Here is a 19,676-nt window from a genome sequence, read left to right as displayed (position 1 = left end):
TTCCGATGAACGGCCAGAGGACGCCAGTTACTTCAGGACGCTGAAGTTGCTGGTGATCAACCAGATCTGCGACAGCAGGACAACGCTGACGAGACCGATGTGATAAGCGGACTTGCGGATCCTCGTCGCGGCCAGCACCAGCACGATCATCACGATCTGACGCACAAGATACGCGGTTCCAAGATCGTTGAAATAATCGATCCCCTTCAGCCGCGAGTCCACGATGTCGAGCACGAACATCAGGGCAAGCAAGCCGTAGATCCAGGTCTGCCTGGCGTGAAAATAATCCTTGTAGCTGGCGTATTCGCCCATCTTGTCCGGATAAAGCACGGCCGTAATAAAAAAGTAGAGTGCGGCAAAGGCGATGACGAACAGATAGCTTTCGAATGTCCAGACCTGAATGCGGCCGAGTGCGAATTCGAACCACCAGAAGTGAACGACGGACAAAAGCATGAACAACGACCACCCAAGGTGCACGCTGTAGATCTCTTCGCGTTGGGGATGCTGAACATACCGCGCGAGGCCATTGAGCAGCCGCGCAACACCCAGCCCGATCACCATGCCGATGATGATCCGGATGTGTGTGAATTCCGCAAGATTGGTGGGAAGTTTGTCCATGTGGGTCCGTTTTGGTCTCGATAGGGCAACACTATACGAATGCTGCCTGATGGAAACCGTCGAGATCTGCCACAACGAACCTTGAGCCTCGCTCTGACCGGCGACCGTTCAACCAGGCCCGGTTGAACGGCCGAAAGCGGTCCGTGCGAGGGTCTAGTGTGCCTGGCCCGTGCGGGAGCGCAGGAGGAGCACGAAGAAAATGCCGCCAATCAGCCCGGTGACAATGCCGATAGGCATATCCTCGGGGGACAGGAGCGTTCGTGCGATGATGTCCGCCCAGATCAGAAAGATTGCGCCAAGCATCATCGATGCCGGCAGAACCCGGCTATAATTGCCCCCTACCAGGAAGCGGGCAATATGCGGCACCATCAGCCCGACAAAGCCGATGATGCCTGAAAAGGCTACCATCACACCGGTGATCAGAGCTCCCAGCACAAATACCGTGAGACGGAACCGGGCAACCGGAATGCCGAGCGTCGACGCTGTTTCATCGCCGATGGTCATCGCATTGAGATCGGCAGACCGCAGCAGAAAATACGGCGCCACCAGCAGCAGAATGCCGAGCGGAAACGGCAGCTGAGCCCATTGGGCAAGACCGAGACCGCCCAGCATCCAGAAGACAACCGTATGCGTTGCCCTCGGATCGCCCAGGAAAATCAGGATATTGGCGATCGCCATGATGATGAAGGACACGGCCACACCGGCCAGCACCAGCCGGTCGGCACTGGTTGCAGATGCAAACCGCGTCACCCCGAGCACCAGAAAAGTTGCCGCCAACGCACCGGCGAATGCCATCAGCGGAACGGTCATCAGCCCCAGAAAAAGACCAGTATGCAACAGCGCAAGAATGGCGCCAGCCGCTGCACCGGACGAAATGCCGAGCAGATGCGGATCGGCCAGGGGATTGCGCGTGACAGATTGCAGGGCGGCGCCGACAACGGCCAGACCAGCGCCGACAAACCCGGCCAGCAGCGCCCGCGGAAACCGGATCTCCCAGACGATAGCCTCCCGGCCCTTGGACCAGTCCACGTCGAAATAGCCGGGCACCACGCCGTTGACGAGGACCTTGAAGACAGTGCTGCCCGGGATCGGCACCGCACCTGCACCGATGGCGGCTACAATGGAAATAGCCAGCACCAGCACGCCGGCCAGAAGCAATACCCCATTCCCCCGCAACCGGCGCAGGCCAGCGCTTTTGGCCGTGAGCAGGCTCATGCCGGTCTATCGTTTCTGCCTGCAACGGCAGTTCGAAGCATCTTCTGCAAGGCTCACTCTCCCCAGAACGCTTCGGTGAGCTTTCCGATGGCCTTGAGGTTCCGCGGCCCCGGGGTTGCTTCGACATAGTCCAGCACGACAAAACGGTCGTTCTTGACGGCTGCAATATTGGCCAGAGCGGGATTGTGTTTCATGAAGTCGCGTTTCTGGTCAGCCGTCACTTCGCCGTAGTTGACGATCACAATCATGTCCGGGTCTTTTTCCACCACGGTTTCCCAGTCGATGGTCGCCCAGCTCTTTTCAAAATCGTCCATCACGTTGACGCCGCCGGCTGCCTCGATGAGCGCTGTCGGCATGGCATATCGTCCGGCGGTGAAGGGCTTGTCCTCGCCGCTGTCGTAGACAAAGACCCGCAGCGGCTCTTCACCAGCAGGCACCGTTGCCGCGATCCGGTCCAGCTCCAGCTTGTAGGCCGCAACAAGATCGTGAGCTGTGTCTTCAACACCGAAGATCTTTCCGAGGTTGAGGAGGTCGTTATAGAGATCCTGCAGAGACGCCTTCGGCTTGTCGCCGATATGAATGCAGGATTCGGTCAGCTCGTAGACCTTGATGCCGAACGGCTCCAGCGTTTCAGGCGTCACTTCACCGCCCACCTTCATGCCGTAGTTCCAGCCGGCGAAGAAGAAATCGGCGTCGGCCCCGATCAGCACTTCCTTGCTCGGATATTTCGACGCGAGTTCCGGAAGTTCGGCAACGCCCTCACGCATTTCCGCGTCCAGCGTCTTCCAGCCTGAAATGCCGGTATATCCAACCATGCGGTCGCGCAGGCCAAGTACCAGCATCATCTCCGTCAGGTTGACGTCATTCGAAACGGCTGCTTTGGGCGGCGTGTCGAAGGTCACCGTGCGGTTGCAGCTTTCCACGGTCGTTTGCGCAATTGCCGGTACAGACAGAAAGGTGAGCACGAGGCCCAGGGCAATTTTTTTCATATTAAGTCTCCAGAAATTCAAAGATGGAAGGTCAGGTAGCGCTCGCGGCTGGCAGACAGTTGCTCCAGTCGGACCTGTACCGAATAGGCTTGCTCAATGTTGCCGGGGGTTAGCACCGTCTCCGGCATTCCCTGGGCAACCAGTCGGCCCTCATGCAACAGCAAGACCTTGTCGCAGACACGGCTTGCCAGGTTGAGGTCGTGCAGGCTCGTGACAATGGTAATGTCCAGATCGGCAATCAGCTCGACGATCTCGAGCTGATGACGGATGTCCAGATGGTTCGTCGGCTCATCCAGCACCAGAAGCCTTGGTTCTTGCGCCAGCGCCCGGGCCACCATCACCCGTTGCCTTTCCCCCCCTGACAATGTGCCGAAGGCTCTTTTTGCATAGGACAGCAGATCCATTTTCCCGAGACAGTCATCAACGATCTCGGCGTCCCGCTTGCCTGCGCCGGCAATACCGGTTGCATGGGGACGCCGACCGAGTGTGACGATCTCGCGTACGGTCAAGGCAAAATCGGTCGGCTGCTCCTGAAGCACGGCGGCGATCGTTTTGGCGGCCTCCCTGGCACTGATGTGCCAGAGATCCGTGCCATCCAGAAGGATTTCGCCCGTTTTCGGTTTCAGGAAGCGATAGAGCAGCCGCAACAGGGTGGATTTGCCAGCACCATTGGCGCCGGCAATTCCAAGAACCTCACCGGCAGGCAGATCGAAGCTGAGCGGATGCAGAATGGTTTTGCCCTGCCCCGTCTTCCAGCTGACCTCCCGGACAAACAGATCGACCCCCGTCATGAGAACGCCGTCCCGTCAGCTTCCGAAACGATCATCGCTGCCGGAAGCCGGCCTTGCGATGCGCTCCAGCGCTTGCCGTGGTTTTCCTCGGTCACCTCGCATCCATTTTCAATCTGGCGATACCGATTGGCGTAGTCGACCAGGTCGTCGATGTCCGTATCGTCCTCAATGTCCCCAAAGAGGTAGATCGCCTTGTCGGTGGCCTTGAATGCCAGCGTGCAAGGTCTCGAACAGCTCTCCATGTCGGCTGTTCCACTGATTTCGAATTCGTCTCCAACCACAGGCACTGCCTGTGCCATTGCACTTTTCAGCTTGCAGATCAGCCCATATCCGGGATGGCAAGTCTGCCCATTGTGACGACAGGTCGTGCAGACAAATATCTTGTGCGGATCATTGCTCATGACGCGCCTCCACGGCTTCTGCCAGTGAACCGACAGGAGGCTGCGGAAAAGCAAAGGCATTGCTTTCCTCGTTGCACTGGGCACGGCCGGATCGGGTACGTTTGGAACAATCATCATGTAATGTTATTACATTACCTATATTCTCGCTGACAACAGATTTTTGCAGCCCATCGGGAACCATCGCGCGTGCTGCGCGCGTCGCCAGCGGATCAGCCTCGGTCAGGAGGTTAGCAAGTCTTGAGAATTCAGCAGAAAATTTCCGGTTCATATCGCCCTCCGCGATTTCGCGGGGCAGTCAGGAACCGAATGTGCAACTTTGCCGGCAGGTGCCGATTGGCCATGTCACTCACTCCTCCGGGGCACCCCGCCCGGGTTAAGGTTTAAGGTGAAATGGCAGGTCTCCTGACTTGCGGGTCATTGCTTGCCTGATCCTTCCCGGGGTCTCCCCAGTGGCGCTTTCAGGTTTGCTCACCGCTCACAGTTGCGGGGGCAGTCACGGATTTGCAGCCTTTCGGGCTCGTCGCACCGTGTTCCCTTTTAATCCCGGTCCGGAGTTCGGAGTCGGGAACCATCTCTTCCTAAGTGCGCGAACGCCTGAAAAATGTCAAAGACTTTTGCGGGTCGCTGCTCTTGTCTGAAAGCACGACAGGATTGCCTGGAAGCGGAAACACCCAGCCGCCTAGGCAGTATTGACCCTTGCCTTCAAGGCTCAAAAATCTTACCTCCGATCCATGAAACAGGACGCCCTTCCCCCGCGCGCCGCAGCGCGCCCCCTCACCCTTGAGACCCACGGCATTACCCGCCAGGACGACTTCGCCTGGCTGAGGGCGGACAACTGGCAGGAGGTCATGAAGGACCCGTCCGTGCTGGATGCCGACATCCGCAGCTATCTGGAAGCGGAAAATGCCTATCACGAAGCGCAGATGGCACCGACGAAGACTCTGCAGGAGAAGCTTTTTGCGGAGATGCGCGGCCGCATCAAGGAAGACGACAGCTCGGTTCCGGCGCCCGACGGGCCTTTCGCTTACGGCCTCAAGTATGAAACCGGCGGCCAGCAACCGGTTTTCTTTCGCACCCCGCGTGACGGCGGCGCGGAAACGGTTCTTCTCCATGGCGACAAGGAAGCAGAAGGAACGGCATATTTCCGGATCGGCGGCGTCAGCCAGTCGACGGATCACGCGCTCATCGCCTGGGCCTATGACGACAAGGGCTCGGAATATTATTCACTGAAGCTGCGCGACGCCCAGTCTGCCAAGGATTTCGACTACGCCATCGAGGACACGGGCGGCGGCGGCGTCTTCTCGGAAGACAGCCGCTATGTGTTCTACGTTCGCCTCGACGCCAACCACCGGCCCTCGAAACTCTTCCGTCACGAAGTCGGTTCCGACCCGGCGAGCGACGTTCTCGTCTACGAGGAAAAGGATGCCGGCTTCTTCATGGGCGTCGGCAAGACCCAGTCCGGCGACACCATCGTCATCGACATTCATGATCACGAGACGTCCGAAGTCTGGATGATCCCGGCCACCGACCCGACCGCCGAACCGGTGCTTGTCGCAGAGCGCGAGACCGGTATCGAGTATTCCATCGACGATCACGGCGACACACTCTACATCCTGACCAACGCAGGCGGCGCCGAGGACTTCAAGATCGTCACTGCGCCGAAAGGCAATCCCGGCCGCGAAAACTGGTCCGATCTTGTGCCCCACAAGGCAGGATGCCTGATCCTGTCGCATTGCGTCTACAAGTCCTTCATGACGCGGCTGGAGCGCGAAGACGGCTTGCCGCGCATCGTGATCCGCCGGCTTGCAGACAACATCGAGTACTCCATCGCCTTCGACGAGGAAGCCTATTCGCTCGGCCTTGGCGGCGGCTACGAGTTCGACACGAGCACGATCCGCTTCACCTATTCCTCGATGACAACGCCATCGCAGACCTTCGACTACAATGTCGAGACCCGCGAGCGTGTTCTGCGCAAGGAACAGGAAGTGCCTTCCGGCCATGATGCGGACGACTATGTCACCCGCCGGTTGATGGCTCCCGCAGCCGACGGCGAGACCGTGCCGGTGTCTGTGCTCTACCGCAAGGACACCAGGCTCGACGGCTCCGCACCTCTGCTGCTTTACGGCTATGGTTCCTACGGCATCACCATTCCGGCGAGCTTCAACTCCAACTGCCTGTCGCTGGTCGACCGGGGGTTCGTCTACGCCATCGCCCATATTCGCGGCGGCAAGGACAAGGGCTTCCATTGGTACAAGGATGGGCGGCGCGAGAACAAGAAGAATACCTTCACCGACTTCATAGCCGCGGCAGACCATCTTGTTGCGGAAAACTTCACATCGCACGACCGTATCGTCGCTCAGGGCGGCTCGGCCGGCGGCATGCTGATGGGTGCGATTGCCAATCTGGCACCGGAAAAATTCGGCGGCATCATTGCCGAAGTTCCGTTTGTCGACGTTCTGTCGACTATGCTGGACGATACGCTGCCGCTCACGCCGCCGGAATGGCCCGAGTGGGGCAACCCCATCACGGACAAGGCAGCCTACGATTACATCGCGTCCTACTCTCCCTATGACAACGTTGAGGCAAAGGCCTATCCGGCCATCCTGGCGGTAGGCGGATTGACCGATCCGCGCGTAACCTACTGGGAGCCGGCCAAATGGGTTGCCAAGCTGCGGGCAACCGGCACAGGTGACAAGCTGCTGATGTTGAAAACCAACATGGAAGCCGGTCATGGCGGCGCTTCCGGCCGTTTCGACCGGCTGAAGGAAGTCGCCGAAACCCAAGCCTTTGCCCTTTTGGTGGCCGACAAGGCCTGACACCTCGTCAGACCCGAGGATTTTCCGGGCGTGCGGAGCAGTTCGCACGCCCGGGAACCTAAATTCCTTTCACACGCCCTTGCGGGTACCACCCGAGCGAACGTGACTTGATTTTGACCAAGTCTTCGGCTCATGTGAGAGTTGTTGCAAATCAATCAATTGAACGGTCCTGGACCGTACCGATGCTGTTCACTGGAGCCCGTGATGACCTGCTACCGCACACTTCCGCACCGCCTTGCTGATGGGCTGAAAAAGGTGTTGCGCCTGGTTCCGGTCATGGCCGCCACGCTGAGCCTTGCCGCATGCCAGTCCTACGACACGACCGGCGGCAATGTGGTGGAAACGCTGCTGTTCTCCCCCACATTCACCAAGAACCGGCAGGACATTCCCAGCACCTACAACACAGCTTATGACTGCCGCACCTTTACCGGCAGTGGCTGGAAAGGCATCGCCGGTGGCAAGGTCTTCAATTTCAGCCAGAAATACATCATCTCCCAGGCCGGTTGCTTCAAGACTCAAGGCGAATGCAACGCATGGCTTGCGGTCATGTCCAGCTACATCGATCAGCCGCGCTACATCCGCTGCAATCCCTACACTGCGTAGGACATCAAGCGGATCTTGCAGGATCACGCTGGACGACAGTCCCCTGAAACACGGGAAGCGCTGCCATGAACGGTTCCATGTAATCAAGCAGGCAGCGCGCCCGGGCATTGAGCAGCCGCCCGGTGGGCCATACCGCAAAGATATCCCGTTGCTGCCCTTGCCAGTCTGCGAGCACAGGTGTGAGGCGGCCTGAAATCAGGTCATCGGAAATCTCGCTCACAGGCAACAGAGCGAGCCCGTGACCGTCGCCGGCCAGCTGCCGGGCAAGACTGATGTCATCGACAACGACACGCGCATCGACAGGCACGGTCTCGCGGCAGCCTGTTTCCCGATTTGTCAGTTGCCATTGCGGAAGCGTGGACACCCGCACCACCTTGTGCCGGCCGATCTGGTCCGGACTTTCCGGGGCACCTGCCTGTTCGAGATAAGCAGGCGCCGCAACGAGAACCGTTGCCACCACCCCGAGACGCTTCTGGTAAAGCCGCTCATCGGTTTGGGGTCCGGCTCGGAGGGCAATATCGACCCTGTGTTCCAGCAAATCCTTGTTCTCGTTGCTAAGCGTCAGCGTCAGCTGGATCTCCGGAAAGGTCTTGAGAAAATCCGACCACATGGGCTGCAGGATGCCGATGGAAATATTGGTGGGCGCCGCCACCTTCAACGCTCCCCGAAGACCGTGCAGATCGGTGCTTAACCCGTCCAATGTCGTCTCAGCGTTTTGAACCAGGTCGGCAAAGGCCTCGAAATACGCTTCACCCGCCACCGTCAGATCGAACTTCCGCGCGGAGCGGAAGACCAACTGCGTGCCTATGGTTTCCTCCAGCTTCGCCAGGCGCCGGGTCACCGTTGCCGCAGGCAATCCGAGATGCGCGGCAGCCTTTGCCAGGCTTCGATTGCGCGCGATATGAACAAACAAGGCGATGTCGTCGAGCATGATTTCATTTTCAAAATTTAAACTCTCATTATTCGATATAGATTGAGATTAGAGAAATCAATAAGTCTGTCTTCGTCCTTAAACGCAACGGAGACACTCATGGGCAATTACTTCATCAGCGCTGGTATCGAACTGCAACAGGGTGCGGAGCGGACCAGGGCAGAGACGGAACTGCGCCGACTTGTGGCTGAAACCCAACACGAACCCGGCTGCAATTTCTTTGAAATCCGGCAGAACCTGCAGGATCCCGACAAGTTCACCCTTTGGGAGAGCTGGACAGACAAGGACGCCCTGGCCGCCCATTTCGAAATGCCGCACACCAAGGCCTATCTCGCGCAGAACCTGACACAGGTCAGCTACATTGAAGAACTGGGCGAAATCGGCACCAACGAAGCGATCAAAAGGTAGGTGACCATGAAGAACCGATTGATCGCGACGTTCCTGATGTCGCTGGGTCTGTCGCTCTTGATGTCGTGCTGGGTCACATTCCTGAACCTCGGCTGGAGCGACAGGCTCTTCTGGCAATGGATGAATGCCTTTCGCCTGGCATGGCCCGCTGCTGCCGTCATCGCCTTCTTTCTTGGCCCGCCCGTGCAAAGGGCAACGCTGTTCCTTTCAGCCCGCCTGCCGTAATCAGAAAAGGAAAAATAATGCCTCTTGCCCGACAGAATTTCGAGGAACTGGGCCTGCCGGCCGGCCCCTATACCCACGCCGTTCGGCATGGACAGACGGTCTATACATCCGGTTTCACAGCTTTCGGCACACCTGCTCAGGCCGATTCGGCCGGCCCGCAAATCAGGGCAGTGTTCGCTCAGCTGAACACGATCGCCGCCTACTACGGAAGATCACTGAAAGATCTGGTGAAAGTAACCGTGTTCGTCACCGACATGACCGACTTGCCGGAAATCCGGTCAGCCCTTGCAGAACTCTATGAAAATGAGGTTCCTGCTAGCTCGCTGGTCTGTGTTGCCGCACTGTTTCACCCACAGCTGAGGGTCGAAGTTGAAGCGATCATTGCAACCTGATCGATGAACGACTTGCAACCGGACTGAGAAATACGTATTATCCCTTAGTTGAATAGCAATGGACCGGCTCTACAACTTTCTGGAGATACGCGTTCCAATTTCTCTAATAACTGTGCACGGGCAAAACGACCCAATAATAAAAAGCGAAACTTGACCACCTGCTCGCAGGTGGTTTTGTTTGAAAGCGTCAGTTGTTTACCCGTTCAGTTGCTTTTTGAAAAAAACCGTCTCCAGGATCGGCGTATCGTAATAGGCGCCAACTTGCTCAAACCCCGCGGCTTCATAGAGCTTGATGGCACCCGTCATGCTTGGCAGCGTGTCCAGCAGCATCTCCCGGTAGCCCGCGGCAACCGCCGCTGCGATTACAGCCTCCACCAGCGCACCACCGACACCCTTGCCGCGTCCGTCCGGCAGGACGTAAAGCCGCTTCATTTCACACGCACCGTCTTTTCCGAACGCCCGCAGGCCAACACAACCGAGAACTGAGCCTTCCTCATCCTTTGCCAGGAAAAGCGCCCCGGACGGCGGCGCGTATTTCCCCGGCAGACCTGCAAGCTCTTCTTCAAAGCCCTGGTAGGAAAGGTCGATGCCGAGCCAGTCTACATAGGCCCGAAACAGGTGCCGGATCGGCGCCAGGTCGTTTTCGGTTGAAACGGGTACGATCGAGATTTGCTGCGATTGAATCATGGAATGACAAAAGGTCCGCGTGATGTCGTCAGTTGGCTGTCGGCGCAACGGGCGGGATGGCTTTCAGGTAGGCGGCGATCGCTTCACGATCACTGGCAGGAAGCTTGGCCATGTTTTCCTGAACATGCACCATTTCACCACCGACGGAATCGTATTCAGGCGTGAAGCCGCTTTCCAGATAATAGGCAATATCGCTTGCGCTCCAACTGCCGAAACCACCGTCTACCGGCGTAATGTCCGGAATACGGCCTTCACCTGTGGGAGCCGGTGCGCCACCGAGCCATTTCGCCAGATCCAGTCCCCCTGCAAGATTTCGTGCCGTGTGGCATTCACCGCAATGGCCGGGCCCTTCCACCAGATACCGCCCGCGGTCCCAAAGGGCAGCGTCGACCTCGTTCCCGCTTGAAGGGGCGGCTATGACGGGTGACGGATCCAGGAACAGCCGTTTCCACAGCCCCAACCCCCGACGGATATTGAACGGGAAACCGAGCTCATGAGGTGGCGTCTTGCCGTTGACGGACGGCAGCGTTTTCATGAAGGCAAATAGATTGCCGATGTCTTCGCCAGACATGCGGGCATAGGAAGTGTAAGGGAACGCCGGGTAATAGTTTTGCCCGTCCGGTGATGTGCCATGCGTCATGGCATTGGCGAAATCAGCAAGCGACCAGGCTCCGATACCGTCTGCCGTGCTGGACGAAATGTTCGGGGCAACAAACACCCCGAACGGCGTCTCCAGGCGAAGGCCTCCGCCAAGCTTCAGCTTGTCGTCTCCCGCAGCATCCTTGGCCGCATGGCAGGACGTGCAGCCGCCGGCCCAGAAAACAAGTTCCCCTTGCGACGCATCCCCTTCCGCAATGGCGGCAAGCTGGGCTTCGCTCAGCTTCGTCGGCGCGGACAGGAACCAACCCGCACCTGCCGCAACAACGGCAAGAACGACGAGGACGATGACAGCCTTTTTCATGAGGTCTCCCTGGGTCTTCCTGGCACCGAAACGCCAAAACAGCGGCTCTTCAACCCGGACAAGGTGAAAAGCCGCTGATCTGTCTCACAGTCTGGAGCCTGCCTGTTGCAGTCTGTGTGCGGTAGACCCCGGAGTGCCGCCGGTCAGTTTTTCTTACGGTAAGTTTCGTGGCACGATTTGCAAGAGCCGAACACGGGGCCCATCGCAGCCTTGAAAGCCTCGACATCCGCAGGACCGTCCTTGCCGGATGCTTCGAAGGCTTTTGCAGTCGCGTCCGCAAACTTGGCCAGCTCAGCGGAAAATCCGTCCGGATTTTCCCAAATGGCGGCAGCGGCACCGGTTTCACCCTGATCGGAACCTGCAGGGAAATAGTCTCCGAATGTCAGGGCTGCTGCATTCATCGTTGCGATGGCAGCCTTACCGGCAGCAGGAGAATAGGCGATCTCCCCTTTCATCAGGCCTCCACCGAGCCCGGCGGCCGCGCCGACCGACGACATGATGGCCTGCCGGGTCGCAATCGGATCGTCAGACGCCTGAGCAATGGAACCGGCAAGGCCAATCCCGGCCGCAAGACCCAATACAACAGCCGATTTGATCATTCGCATCGTTCTCTCCCTCTCGTGGAAATTGCCTTCGGCAATGATTCACCAGTGCGAGTACAGCCCATGTACCGCTCGGTCTGAAAATCACGGTCGCGTGAAGTGCGCCATGTTCGGTGAACACAGCGTCAACGCTGACGAAACAGCCAAACAAAAAACCCCGACCTTTTCAGGCCGGGGTTTCGCAAAACGGGATGTATCCCGACTTACTTCGTTGCAGCTTCGTACATTTCCAGCACGTAGTCCCAGTTGACCATGCTGTCGATGAAAGCTTCGAGGTACTTCGGACGCGCATTGCGATAGTCGATGTAATAGGAGTGTTCCCACACATCGCAGCCAAGAATCGGCGCTGCGCCGTGTACCAGCGGGTTTTCACCGTTCGGGGTCTTCATGATTTCCAGTTTGCCGTCCTTGACTGCGAGCCAGGCCCAGCCGGAGCCGAACTGGCCAACACCTGCGGCGATGAAGTCGGCGCGGAACTTGTCGAAACCACCAAGATCACTGTCGATAGCGGAAGCCAGCGCACCCGGAAGCGAGCTGCCGCCACCGTCTTTCTTCATCCACTTCCAGAAGTGAATGTGGTTGTAGTGCTGACCGGCGTTGTTGAACAGCGGAGCGTTCTTGCCGAAGCTTTCCTTCACGATTTCTTCCAGGGACTTGCCTTCCAGGCCGCTGCCGGCGAGCAGCTCGTTGCCTTTGGTGACATAGGCCTGGTGGTGCTTGTCGTGGTGAAACTCGAGAGTTTCAGCAGACATGTAAGGGGCCAGCGCGTCATATGCATACGGCAGGTCAGGCAATTCGAAAGACATGACAAACTCCTTAAAAGGTCGGTGACCGGCGGCGACATGCCTGCCTCAAGAATGAATGCAGGAACGGCCGCGTCGAGCGGCAAAATAGGATTGCTGGGCCGTCACGGCAAGCGCCGATCCCCAAAATAAAGAAATTTTTTCTTTTTATTTTAGGACGTACGATCTGCCATTGACACTTCCCACGACGGGAACGCGTCCACACGGCTGCAGTTGCGCCGCTCACGGAAATGTGATCAGTAATTTTCGAAAGAAAAGCATCGTTATTTATAACGAAAACACTTTAACAATATAGAATTATATAATAATAATCTTATTTCGATCATTATCTAATGTATATCTAGAATGATATTAAATAGAAATATTCACTTCTTTTCTCAAGAAAAATTCTCCTCGCTACCACCATCACCTCTCAGGCCAGTCTCTGAAACGGCGTTTCTCTTGGAGAATGCTAAAACAACTGGAGTTGATGATGTAACGACAAGACCTGCGACTACCCGAACAGTTGCTACGGTGGAGCATGGCTCATTGCGACTGTATCCATAAGGCCTGCATGACCCGGGCTCCCGGTTCCAAGGTCCAGTCGGTGCGAACCAATGCCCTGCGAAAGGCAATGCGCACCAATACTCGGCTTGTCGCCCCTGGTGTCCGCACCGGAAACTGATCGCCTTAACCCTACCCTGCACCAACCCTACTTCAACGTGTTCCTGGAAATGACAAAGCAGAGCGATCGTGCAAGATAGCAACGACTGCATGTCAGTTTTCAGCTATCGCCTCACGACCGGAACTCCATGTCACCCATCTCGCGCTCTCCTGCCGCATTGGCTTTCGGCGGTCTGCTCGCCCTTGCTGCCGCGATGGGCATCGGCCGGTTCGTCTATACCCCTATCCTGCCCTTCATGACCGACGGCCTGCAGTTGCCGCCCGATGATGCCGGCCTGATCGCGTCCGCGAATTTTCTCGGATATCTGGCCGGAGCTCTTGCCGGCGCCTCAAGGTCCCTGCCCGGTAATCCCCGGCTGTGGTTTCTCGGTGGGCTTCTTGCCAGCGCCCTGACCAGTGCCGCCATGGCGCTGACCACTTCCCTGTCTCTGTTTCTGTTGATCCGCTTCGCCAGCGGCGTCGCAAGCGCCTTTGCGCTGGTATTTTCAACCAGCCTGATCCTGGAGCGGCTGACGGCAGCCGGTCGCGGCGGCTTGAGCGCCCTCCACTTTGCCGGGGTCGGCTGCGGCATTGCCTTTTCCGCCGTTCTGGTTGCCCTCCTGGCGCATCTGGGGGCAGATTGGCGTGGGCTCTGGCTGGCCAGTGGCGCTGCCACGCTTTGCTTTCTTCTGGTGGCTGCATTTCTGGTGCCGTCCGAGCCGTCTCCCCAGCCGGTCACCGCACCTGCGCAAAACTCCCCCGACGAAACCCCGGCATCTCCGTTTGGCTCTGCCAGTCGCATCCGCCTCATTCTGGCCTACGGTCTGTTCGGTTTCGGCTATGTCATCACCGCGACCTTCGTCAATACGATCGCACGCGCCAATCCGGCGCTTCAATCAACCGAAGCCTTCGTCTGGTTGACAGTTGGGCTGTGCGCGGCACCTTCAATTTACGTCTGGAACAGGATTGCCGCCCGCATGGGCACTCGAAAGGGCTTCGCTCTTGCTTGCGTGCTGGAAGCGGCAGGGGTTGCCTTGACGGCGGTGAGCACAGCGCCTGGGCTTTTCCTCTTCGGAGCAGCGCTCCTCGGGGCAACCTTCATGGGTATCACCGCGCTTGGCTTGATGGAGGCACGGCGCGAAGTCAGCCGGGACGGACCGGCAGCAATCCGTCAGATGCTTGCGGTACTGACGGCAAGCTTTGGCGTCGGGCAGATGGCCGGGCCCTGGGTTGCCGGCCAGATGCACCATCTGACCGGGTCCTTTACTGCTTCATCCCTGGCAGCCGCCGCGGCGCTTGTGGTAGCCGCGGCACTGGTCGTCAGATGAAACTCCCCACTCAGGCGTGGGAAAATTCCCAGTAGAGTTCTCTTGCGCGAGCCGCGATCGGACCCGGCTGCAGGTCGCGGTCCTCGATCCGCTTGACCGGCGTTACCTTGCTGTAGTTCCCGGTCGAGAAGATCTCGTCGGCTTCCAGGAACTCGCCATAGTCCATGGTGCGCTCGAAAACGTCATAGCCAACGGACCGCAGCAGCTGAATGACGCGCTGACGGGTAATGCCGTTCAGGAAGGTGCCGTTGGGAACCGGCGTGTGTACCTTGCCTTCCTTGGCCATGAAGATATTGGCCGATGTCAGTTCAGCGACATTGCCCAGCATGTCGCGAACGACCGCGTTGTCGAAGCCGCGCCCCTTGGCCTCCAGCATCGCTCTCGCATTGTTGGGATAAAGGCAGCCGGCCTTGGCGTTGACAGGCATGCATTCAACAGTCGGACGGCGGAATGGAGACAGCGTGATGCTCATCGCCGCATCCTTGGGTGCCATCGGCGCATCGAACAGGCACAGGCAGAACCGCGTGCTGTCCGGATCGCCCACGATCACCCCGGGTCCGTCACTTTCGACCCAGTACATGGGCTTGACGTAGATCTGCTGGTCACCACCGAATTTGGCGCAGCCTTCCTTGGTGAGCTCGACCATTTCACCAACCTTCATGGTCGGCTTCATGCCCAGCGCCACGGCACTGTCGTTGACGCGTTTGCAGTGGAGATCGATGTCCGGCATCACACCTTCAAAGTAGCGGGCGCCGTCAAAAACGCTGGAACCGAGCCAGGAAGCATGTGTGCGCGGGCCCATGATCGGCGGATTGCCCTCGTGCCAAGTCCCGTCGATCCAGGTCCAGGTGTCACTCCATCCGCTCATGTCTCTTCCCTTTTCTGCGCTGCGGTTGTGCAGTCTGTCCGCCGAAACAACACCGCTCATCCCGGCAGGTCAATAGCTTACCGCGAAATTGAGGAAAGTTGCTGTCATTCTTCGCAAGATACGGTGATATCAGGATAAAAATCACCAAAACACCCACTTGAGCGACATCATTTTTTCAAGTCGAGTTCTGCAATGACAAGATGTGGATCCCCTCACCGACCCCTGGCTTGGAAACAATGCCCCCGCCCGCGGACCATTGACTCTCGTCACACAAAGTTCACTATATGTTCCTGCTACAATTTTGGGAGTTCAGGATGGAACAGCGCATTTCCGTGACGACGCTCGTGGTCGAAGACGTTGCCGAGGCACGCCGCTTCTTCGAAGACGGCCTGGGATGGCAGGTTCATTCCTCCCCAGGCCCCGAAGTGGTCTTTTTCCAGGTTCCCGGCAGTGTATTTGCCCTCTATGGCCGCGCCTCCCTGGAAGAGGAAATCGGACGCTCTGTCACCGACAGCCCCACCGGTGCGGTGACGCTCGCCTGGAACGGCAGGTCGGAAGCCGAGGTGGACACAAGCTTCCTGAAAGCGCTCGCCGCGGGTGCCCGATCGGTCAAGGAACCCCAGAAAGCCTTCTGGGGCGGGTATTCCTCTTACGTGGAAGTCCCCGGCGGTCACCTGCTCGAGATTGCCTATAACCCGTTCTGGCCGGTGGAAGAGGATGGCGCAATCACCCTGCCTCCAGTCCAATAGCAGGGCACAATTGTTGTATAAGTCCTGCCTGCGACCTTTGTCGCAGATAGCTGCGCTTGACGCAGGAGGCCGCAGGCTGTTCTCTTCCGCGGTTTCGTGAAAGGGCTTGGAGGTCTTGAAGATGGCGCATGCAGCTTACGTGTTCGATGCGTATGGAACCTTGTTCGATGTGCATGCCGCCGTCCGCAAACATGCGGAGAAGCTCGGACCGGATGCCCAGAGGCTGTCGTCTCTCTGGCGGGAAAAGCAGCTTGAATATTCCTGGGTGCGTGCCCTCATGGGCAAGTATCTGGACTTCTGGGAACTGACCCAGCAAGGCCTGGACACCGCATTCGCCCTGGTGCCTTCCGCTGACAAGTCGTTGCGCGAAGATCTTCTCAGCGCCTATTGGGAACTTGATTGTTACCCGGAAGTGCCGCAGGTGCTGACCAACCTCAAGGCAACCGGCGCTAAAATCGCGATCCTGTCCAACGGATCTCCGGCCATGCTCGAAGCTGCCGCCAAGGCCGCCGGATTGAAGGAACTTTTCGACGAAATCTTTTCCGTCGACGCCCTTCGAACCTTCAAGACCGATCCGCAGGTCTATGAAATGGTCACGACCCATTTCCGGATCTATCCGGAAGAGGTTTCCTTCCAGTCTTCAAACCGTTGGGATATTGCCGGTGCTACCGCATTCGGGTTCCGTACCGTGTGGATGAACCGGATGGGCATGCCTGACGAATATCCGGACCTTTCTCCCAAGGCGGTTCTGGCGGATCTGACAGGGCTCGCCACACTCGGCTGACCTGACACCACTTCCCTTCAGGAAGTGGAGACAGCGCCAGCTTTGTGTTTCTCTATTTTCAAAACAGTTCCGGCCATTTTTTCCAAAAAGGAAAAGATGTTTTGAGCGTCCGGCAAGGTTGCAGGATTCTGTAAGTGTAATATCCTTCCCTTGGTTGGGAGGAAAAGAAGAGCGACAGACTTCCTCGAGGTCATCCCGAACCAGTTACAAAACAACTGCTTAAGAACACAAACAGCTGGTTTGTCTCCGCGAAGAAGAAGGGGCGTTGAAACACTCCCCGCGCGAGCGCTCATTTGCTCCCAGACCTATTTGGGAGGATACCATGAAACAACTTACGACTCGCAGGCAGGCCCTGCGGACGCTCGCAGGTGCCGGCACGGTCGGAGCAGCGACACTCGCTGCGCCGCATATCGCTTCGGCACAAGGCCAGACGACGACCTGGAAAATCCAGACGTCCTGGCCAGGCGGTGCCGGTTTGCAGATCTTCAAGGACTGGTGCGCAACCATTGCCGAAAAGACAGGCGGGGAGCTCGCCTTCCAGCCATTCGGCGCCAACGACGTCGTGGGCGATTTCCAGCTGTTCGACGCCGTCAAGAATGGCGTTCTGGACGCGGTCAACCCGTTCACGATCTATGCGCAGGGCATCATCCCCGCGGCCACCTTCCTGACGAGTTATCCGCTCGGTATGCGCAACCCGCACGAATGGGACGTGTTCTACTATTCCCTTGGCGGTCTTGAGATCGCCCGTGAACTCTACGCCGCACAGAACATGATGTTTGTCGGACCGGTGCATCACGGCCCCAACATCATCCACTCCAAGGTGCCGATCCGCTCCATCGATGACTTCCGCGGCCGCAAGATGCGCCTGCCGGGCGGCATGGTCGCCGAAGTCTTCACAGAGATCGGCGCGGAAACGACGGTGCTTCCGGGATCGGAGATTTTCCCGGCACTTGAAAAAGGCACCATCGACGTCGCCGATTATGTCGGTCCGGCGGTCAACTATGCCCTCGGCTTCAGCCAGGTCACCAAATACATTTCCATGGGCCCTCCGGGCTTCATGTCGCTGTATCAGCCGGTCGACCTGATGGACATCACCGTCGGCATGGATGCCTGGAATGCGCTCAGCCCGCAGATGCAGCAGTTCGTCGAGATGGAAACACACGTCTATTCCGACATGCACCATGCAGCCATCCAGAAGGCAGACCAGGAAGCCTGGGCGAAGTTCGAGGCCGACGGCACCGAAATCACCCGGCTCAGCCAGGACGATGTCGAACTGATGACCGAAGTCGCCGTTCCGATCTGGTTCAACTATGCGAACCGGGACAAGGACAGCGCGCGCCTCTTCAAGATTCAGCTCGACTACATGATGTCCGGTTCACTCGGCTACGTCACGCCGGAGCAGGTCGAAGGCCTCGAACTCGACCTCTGATCCCAGACGACGTCTCGGGAAACGGACCCGCGCGGCCAGCCGCGCGGGTCCTGTTCAACTCAACAGGGGCTTGTTTCCCCTGGGGAAGGGAGAGGCATGCCTCATCTGGACTTTACCCTGCCGCATTGGGCCTATTGGCTGGGGCTGATCATCTTTCCGCTGATCGCCGCTGCCCTTGCCAAGCGGCCGAAGCCGACTGAACGGCGCTACTCGCTGGTGCTCGGCTATTTCATTCTTGTCACCGGCGGCATCCTGGGTCTGCATCGGCTTTACCTGAAAAGCCTGATCGGGCTGGTCTATATCCCGGTCTTCGTGCTGATCCTCTACGCCAACGCGCAAAGCCAGGATGCGCGCGCGGTTGTCTCGGACATGGCCAACGCAGTGCGACAGGCGGAGCGCACGCTCGAGCGCGAAGGCGAAAGGGTGAAGACCGCAGAGGCCGATCTTCCTGCCTTGCGCCAAAAGCTCGCCGAGGCGGAAGCGCAGGCCGAAGAAGGCAGCTTTGCCAAGCGCCGCGCGGAACGGGATGTCCAGCGCGCCGAACAACGTGTCGAACAGGGCAAGACCCGGGTTGCGGAGGCCGAGGCAACTCTGGAGACCGCCCGCCCGGCTGCCGTAACAGCTCGCGAAACCCTCGATTTCTGGGGCAATGTTGCCAAGTACGCCTTCTGGCTCCTGCTTGCAGGTGTGGCGGTCGACGCACTCCTCCTGCCCCGGCTGGTTTCCAAAGCAAACGAGAACCTGCCACCGGACCCGGAACTCAGCGAGGCGGAAAAGAAGCTCAAGGAGCTTGAAGAAGCCGAGCGCAAGGACGATGCGGATCACGTCTCTTCCGGCTGGACCGGCTGGATTGACCGGCTCTCGCTCTACTGTGGCGAGTTTGTCAGCTACTGGGCGGTGATCGCCGTTCTTGTCTACTACTTCGAGGTCATGAGCCGCTACGTCTTCGGCAGCCCGACCAACTGGGCTCACGAGGCGATGTACCTCATGTTCGGCATGCAGTACCTGATCGCCGGGTCCTACGCCATGCTGACGGAATCCCACGTACGGGTCGATGTCTTCTATGCGCCGCTGTCGCCGCGCCGCAAGGCAATTGTCGATCTACTGACATCCGTCTTCTTCTTCATCTTCGCCGGCACCCTGCTGGTGACTTCGTGGATCTTCGCGTTCGATGCCATCGCGGTTCCCTCCGGCAACTCGCTGGTATCTGACTGGGCACGCGGTGAAATCGGCTTCAGCGATGTCGTTGCAAGCTGGAACCTTGCCCAGTGGACCGATCCGAACATCCGCTGGGGCGAAATCAGCTTCAACGAATGGGAAGTGCCGCTCTGGCCAATGAAGTGGGTCATGGTGCTCGGCGGGTTGCTGCTGGTGCTCCAGGGAATTTCCAAATTCGCGCAGGACATCCGCGCAGTGATGGGCAGGGCTTGATCG

The 19,676-nt window shown here is 58.3% G+C and carries 22 protein-coding genes and 1 riboswitch; of the genes, 10 read left to right on the top strand and 12 right to left on the bottom strand.

The window, feature by feature from the left end:
* Nucleotides 1-27 precede the first annotated feature (27 nt).
* The 6 genes from B0E33_RS23655 to B0E33_RS31015 form a co-directional block, all read right to left on the bottom strand.
* A complete protein-coding gene (locus B0E33_RS23655; RefSeq protein WP_023000998.1) occupies nt 28-618 on the bottom strand; it encodes a hypothetical protein in 591 nt (196 codons plus the stop codon).
* Nucleotides 619-771: 153 nt separating this feature from the next.
* A complete protein-coding gene (locus B0E33_RS23650) occupies nt 772-1,833 on the bottom strand; it encodes a FecCD family ABC transporter permease (RefSeq protein WP_062488452.1) in 1,062 nt (353 codons plus the stop codon).
* 53 nt (nt 1,834-1,886) lie between these two features.
* Nucleotides 1,887-2,822, bottom strand: a complete 936-nt coding sequence (locus B0E33_RS23645; RefSeq protein ID WP_077292610.1) for an ABC transporter substrate-binding protein — start codon at nt 2,820-2,822, stop codon at nt 1,887-1,889.
* A gap of 17 nt (nt 2,823-2,839) precedes the next feature.
* Nucleotides 2,840-3,613 (bottom strand): ABC transporter ATP-binding protein, encoded by a 774-nt coding sequence (locus B0E33_RS23640; protein ID WP_055654925.1) that lies wholly within the window; start codon nt 3,611-3,613, stop codon nt 2,840-2,842.
* Nucleotides 3,610-4,014, bottom strand: a complete 405-nt coding sequence (locus B0E33_RS23635) for a DUF1636 family protein (RefSeq protein WP_077293577.1) — start codon at nt 4,012-4,014, stop codon at nt 3,610-3,612. The genes B0E33_RS23640 and B0E33_RS23635 overlap by 4 nt, the downstream gene beginning before the upstream one ends.
* Nucleotides 4,004-4,282 (bottom strand): hypothetical protein, encoded by a 279-nt coding sequence (locus B0E33_RS31015; RefSeq protein ID WP_156912473.1) that lies wholly within the window; start codon nt 4,280-4,282, stop codon nt 4,004-4,006. The genes B0E33_RS23635 and B0E33_RS31015 overlap by 11 nt, the downstream gene beginning before the upstream one ends.
* Nucleotides 4,283-4,389: 107 nt before the next feature.
* A riboswitch (cobalamin riboswitch) is annotated at nt 4,390-4,602 on the bottom strand.
* A gap of 143 nt (nt 4,603-4,745) precedes the next feature.
* Between B0E33_RS31015 and B0E33_RS23630 the strand changes: the two genes are divergently transcribed.
* Nucleotides 4,746-6,830 carry a S9 family peptidase gene (locus B0E33_RS23630; RefSeq protein ID WP_077292609.1) on the top strand — a complete coding sequence of 695 codons (2,085 nt, stop codon included), beginning with the start codon at nt 4,746-4,748 and terminating at the stop codon, nt 6,828-6,830.
* 204 nt (nt 6,831-7,034) lie between these two features.
* Nucleotides 7,035-7,433: a hypothetical protein gene (locus B0E33_RS23625; protein WP_077292608.1), complete on the top strand. Its 399-nt coding sequence runs from the start codon at nt 7,035-7,037 to the stop codon at nt 7,431-7,433.
* A 4-nt stretch (nt 7,434-7,437) separates the two neighbouring features.
* Here the strand turns inward: B0E33_RS23625 and B0E33_RS23620 are convergent, their stop codons facing one another.
* A complete protein-coding gene (locus B0E33_RS23620) occupies nt 7,438-8,364 on the bottom strand; it encodes a LysR family transcriptional regulator (protein ID WP_077292607.1) in 927 nt (308 codons plus the stop codon).
* 99 nt (nt 8,365-8,463) lie between these two features.
* Here B0E33_RS23620 and B0E33_RS23615 point away from each other — a divergent pair, with 99 nt between their 5' ends.
* The 3 genes from B0E33_RS23615 to B0E33_RS23605 are packed head-to-tail and all read left to right on the top strand — an operon-like array spanning nt 8,464 to nt 9,389.
* Nucleotides 8,464-8,772, top strand: a complete 309-nt coding sequence (locus B0E33_RS23615) for a putative quinol monooxygenase (protein ID WP_077292606.1) — start codon at nt 8,464-8,466, stop codon at nt 8,770-8,772.
* Nucleotides 8,773-8,778: 6 nt separating this feature from the next.
* Nucleotides 8,779-8,997, top strand: a complete 219-nt coding sequence (locus tag B0E33_RS23610; RefSeq protein WP_077293575.1) for a DUF2798 domain-containing protein — start codon at nt 8,779-8,781, stop codon at nt 8,995-8,997.
* Nucleotides 8,998-9,014: 17 nt separating this feature from the next.
* Entirely contained in the window at nt 9,015-9,389 is a 375-nt protein-coding gene (locus B0E33_RS23605; protein ID WP_023000988.1) for a RidA family protein, read from the top strand.
* Nucleotides 9,390-9,584: 195 nt separating this feature from the next.
* On the opposite strand, the gene B0E33_RS23600 is transcribed toward B0E33_RS23605, so the two are convergent.
* The 4 genes from B0E33_RS23600 to B0E33_RS23585 form a co-directional block, all read right to left on the bottom strand.
* A complete protein-coding gene (locus B0E33_RS23600; protein WP_077292605.1) occupies nt 9,585-10,076 on the bottom strand; it encodes a GNAT family N-acetyltransferase in 492 nt (163 codons plus the stop codon).
* Between the two features lie 28 nt (nt 10,077-10,104).
* Nucleotides 10,105-11,037: a cytochrome c gene (locus tag B0E33_RS23595; protein WP_077292604.1), complete on the bottom strand. Its 933-nt coding sequence runs from the start codon at nt 11,035-11,037 to the stop codon at nt 10,105-10,107.
* Nucleotides 11,038-11,180: 143 nt separating this feature from the next.
* The gene (locus tag B0E33_RS23590) at nt 11,181-11,642 is read right to left on the bottom strand and encodes a c-type cytochrome (RefSeq protein WP_416384424.1); all 462 of its coding nucleotides are present in this window, start codon (nt 11,640-11,642) and stop codon (nt 11,181-11,183) included.
* A 200-nt stretch (nt 11,643-11,842) separates the two neighbouring features.
* Nucleotides 11,843-12,445 (bottom strand): superoxide dismutase, encoded by a 603-nt coding sequence (locus B0E33_RS23585; RefSeq protein ID WP_023000984.1) that lies wholly within the window; start codon nt 12,443-12,445, stop codon nt 11,843-11,845.
* Between the two features lie 788 nt (nt 12,446-13,233).
* Between B0E33_RS23585 and B0E33_RS23580 the strand changes: the two genes are divergently transcribed.
* Nucleotides 13,234-14,412, top strand: a complete 1,179-nt coding sequence (locus tag B0E33_RS23580) for a YbfB/YjiJ family MFS transporter (RefSeq protein WP_062488441.1) — start codon at nt 13,234-13,236, stop codon at nt 14,410-14,412.
* Between the two features lie 10 nt (nt 14,413-14,422).
* On the opposite strand, the gene B0E33_RS23575 is transcribed toward B0E33_RS23580, so the two are convergent.
* Nucleotides 14,423-15,280 (bottom strand): branched-chain amino acid aminotransferase, encoded by an 858-nt coding sequence (locus tag B0E33_RS23575; protein WP_062491547.1) that lies wholly within the window; start codon nt 15,278-15,280, stop codon nt 14,423-14,425.
* A 314-nt stretch (nt 15,281-15,594) separates the two neighbouring features.
* Between B0E33_RS23575 and B0E33_RS23570 the strand changes: the two genes are divergently transcribed.
* The 4 genes from B0E33_RS23570 to B0E33_RS23555 all read left to right on the top strand — a co-directional run bounded on the left by B0E33_RS23570 (nt 15,595) and on the right by B0E33_RS23555 (nt 19,673).
* Nucleotides 15,595-16,029, top strand: a complete 435-nt coding sequence (locus B0E33_RS23570; RefSeq protein WP_055654941.1) for a VOC family protein — start codon at nt 15,595-15,597, stop codon at nt 16,027-16,029.
* A gap of 121 nt (nt 16,030-16,150) precedes the next feature.
* A complete protein-coding gene (locus B0E33_RS23565) occupies nt 16,151-16,813 on the top strand; it encodes a haloacid dehalogenase type II (protein ID WP_077293573.1) in 663 nt (220 codons plus the stop codon).
* Nucleotides 16,814-17,135: 322 nt separating this feature from the next.
* Complete coding sequence (dctP, locus tag B0E33_RS23560) at nt 17,136-18,242, top strand: TRAP transporter substrate-binding protein DctP (protein ID WP_023000978.1); 1,107 nt, start codon at nt 17,136-17,138, stop codon at nt 18,240-18,242.
* A gap of 96 nt (nt 18,243-18,338) precedes the next feature.
* Entirely contained in the window at nt 18,339-19,673 is a 1,335-nt protein-coding gene (locus B0E33_RS23555) for a TRAP transporter small permease subunit (protein WP_023000977.1), read from the top strand.
* The last annotated feature ends 3 nt before the right edge of the window (nt 19,674-19,676 follow it).

Origin of the sequence: Roseibium algicola (genome assembly GCF_001999245.1) — a bacterium.
Classification (GTDB): Bacteria; Pseudomonadota; Alphaproteobacteria; order Rhizobiales; family Stappiaceae; genus Roseibium; species Roseibium algicola.
Note: the sequence above shows the minus strand (reverse complement) of the source record. Positions and strands in the feature narration are given on the sequence as shown.

Coding starts and splice junctions, on each gene's coding strand:
- B0E33_RS23655 (WP_023000998.1), bottom strand. CDS start 618: ATGGACAAACTTCCCACCAATCTTGCGGAATTCACACACATCCGGATC.
- B0E33_RS23650 (WP_062488452.1), bottom strand. CDS start 1,833: ATGAGCCTGCTCACGGCCAAAAGCGCTGGCCTGCGCCGGTTGCGGGGG.
- B0E33_RS23645 (WP_077292610.1), bottom strand. CDS start 2,822: ATGAAAAAAATTGCCCTGGGCCTCGTGCTCACCTTTCTGTCTGTACCG.
- B0E33_RS23640 (WP_055654925.1), bottom strand. CDS start 3,613: ATGACGGGGGTCGATCTGTTTGTCCGGGAGGTCAGCTGGAAGACGGGG.
- B0E33_RS23635 (WP_077293577.1), bottom strand. CDS start 4,014: ATGAGCAATGATCCGCACAAGATATTTGTCTGCACGACCTGTCGTCAC.
- B0E33_RS31015 (WP_156912473.1), bottom strand. CDS start 4,282: ATGAACCGGAAATTTTCTGCTGAATTCTCAAGACTTGCTAACCTCCTG.
- B0E33_RS23630 (WP_077292609.1), top strand. CDS start 4,746: ATGAAACAGGACGCCCTTCCCCCGCGCGCCGCAGCGCGCCCCCTCACC.
- B0E33_RS23625 (WP_077292608.1), top strand. CDS start 7,035: ATGACCTGCTACCGCACACTTCCGCACCGCCTTGCTGATGGGCTGAAA.
- B0E33_RS23620 (WP_077292607.1), bottom strand. CDS start 8,364: ATGCTCGACGACATCGCCTTGTTTGTTCATATCGCGCGCAATCGAAGC.
- B0E33_RS23615 (WP_077292606.1), top strand. CDS start 8,464: ATGGGCAATTACTTCATCAGCGCTGGTATCGAACTGCAACAGGGTGCG.
- B0E33_RS23610 (WP_077293575.1), top strand. CDS start 8,779: ATGAAGAACCGATTGATCGCGACGTTCCTGATGTCGCTGGGTCTGTCG.
- B0E33_RS23605 (WP_023000988.1), top strand. CDS start 9,015: ATGCCTCTTGCCCGACAGAATTTCGAGGAACTGGGCCTGCCGGCCGGC.
- B0E33_RS23600 (WP_077292605.1), bottom strand. CDS start 10,076: ATGATTCAATCGCAGCAAATCTCGATCGTACCCGTTTCAACCGAAAAC.
- B0E33_RS23595 (WP_077292604.1), bottom strand. CDS start 11,037: ATGAAAAAGGCTGTCATCGTCCTCGTCGTTCTTGCCGTTGTTGCGGCA.
- B0E33_RS23590 (WP_416384424.1), bottom strand. CDS start 11,642: ATGCGAATGATCAAATCGGCTGTTGTATTGGGTCTTGCGGCCGGGATT.
- B0E33_RS23585 (WP_023000984.1), bottom strand. CDS start 12,445: ATGTCTTTCGAATTGCCTGACCTGCCGTATGCATATGACGCGCTGGCC.
- B0E33_RS23580 (WP_062488441.1), top strand. CDS start 13,234: ATGTCACCCATCTCGCGCTCTCCTGCCGCATTGGCTTTCGGCGGTCTG.
- B0E33_RS23575 (WP_062491547.1), bottom strand. CDS start 15,280: ATGAGCGGATGGAGTGACACCTGGACCTGGATCGACGGGACTTGGCAC.
- B0E33_RS23570 (WP_055654941.1), top strand. CDS start 15,595: ATGGAACAGCGCATTTCCGTGACGACGCTCGTGGTCGAAGACGTTGCC.
- B0E33_RS23565 (WP_077293573.1), top strand. CDS start 16,151: ATGGCGCATGCAGCTTACGTGTTCGATGCGTATGGAACCTTGTTCGAT.
- dctP (WP_023000978.1), top strand. CDS start 17,136: ATGAAACAACTTACGACTCGCAGGCAGGCCCTGCGGACGCTCGCAGGT.
- B0E33_RS23555 (WP_023000977.1), top strand. CDS start 18,339: ATGCCTCATCTGGACTTTACCCTGCCGCATTGGGCCTATTGGCTGGGG.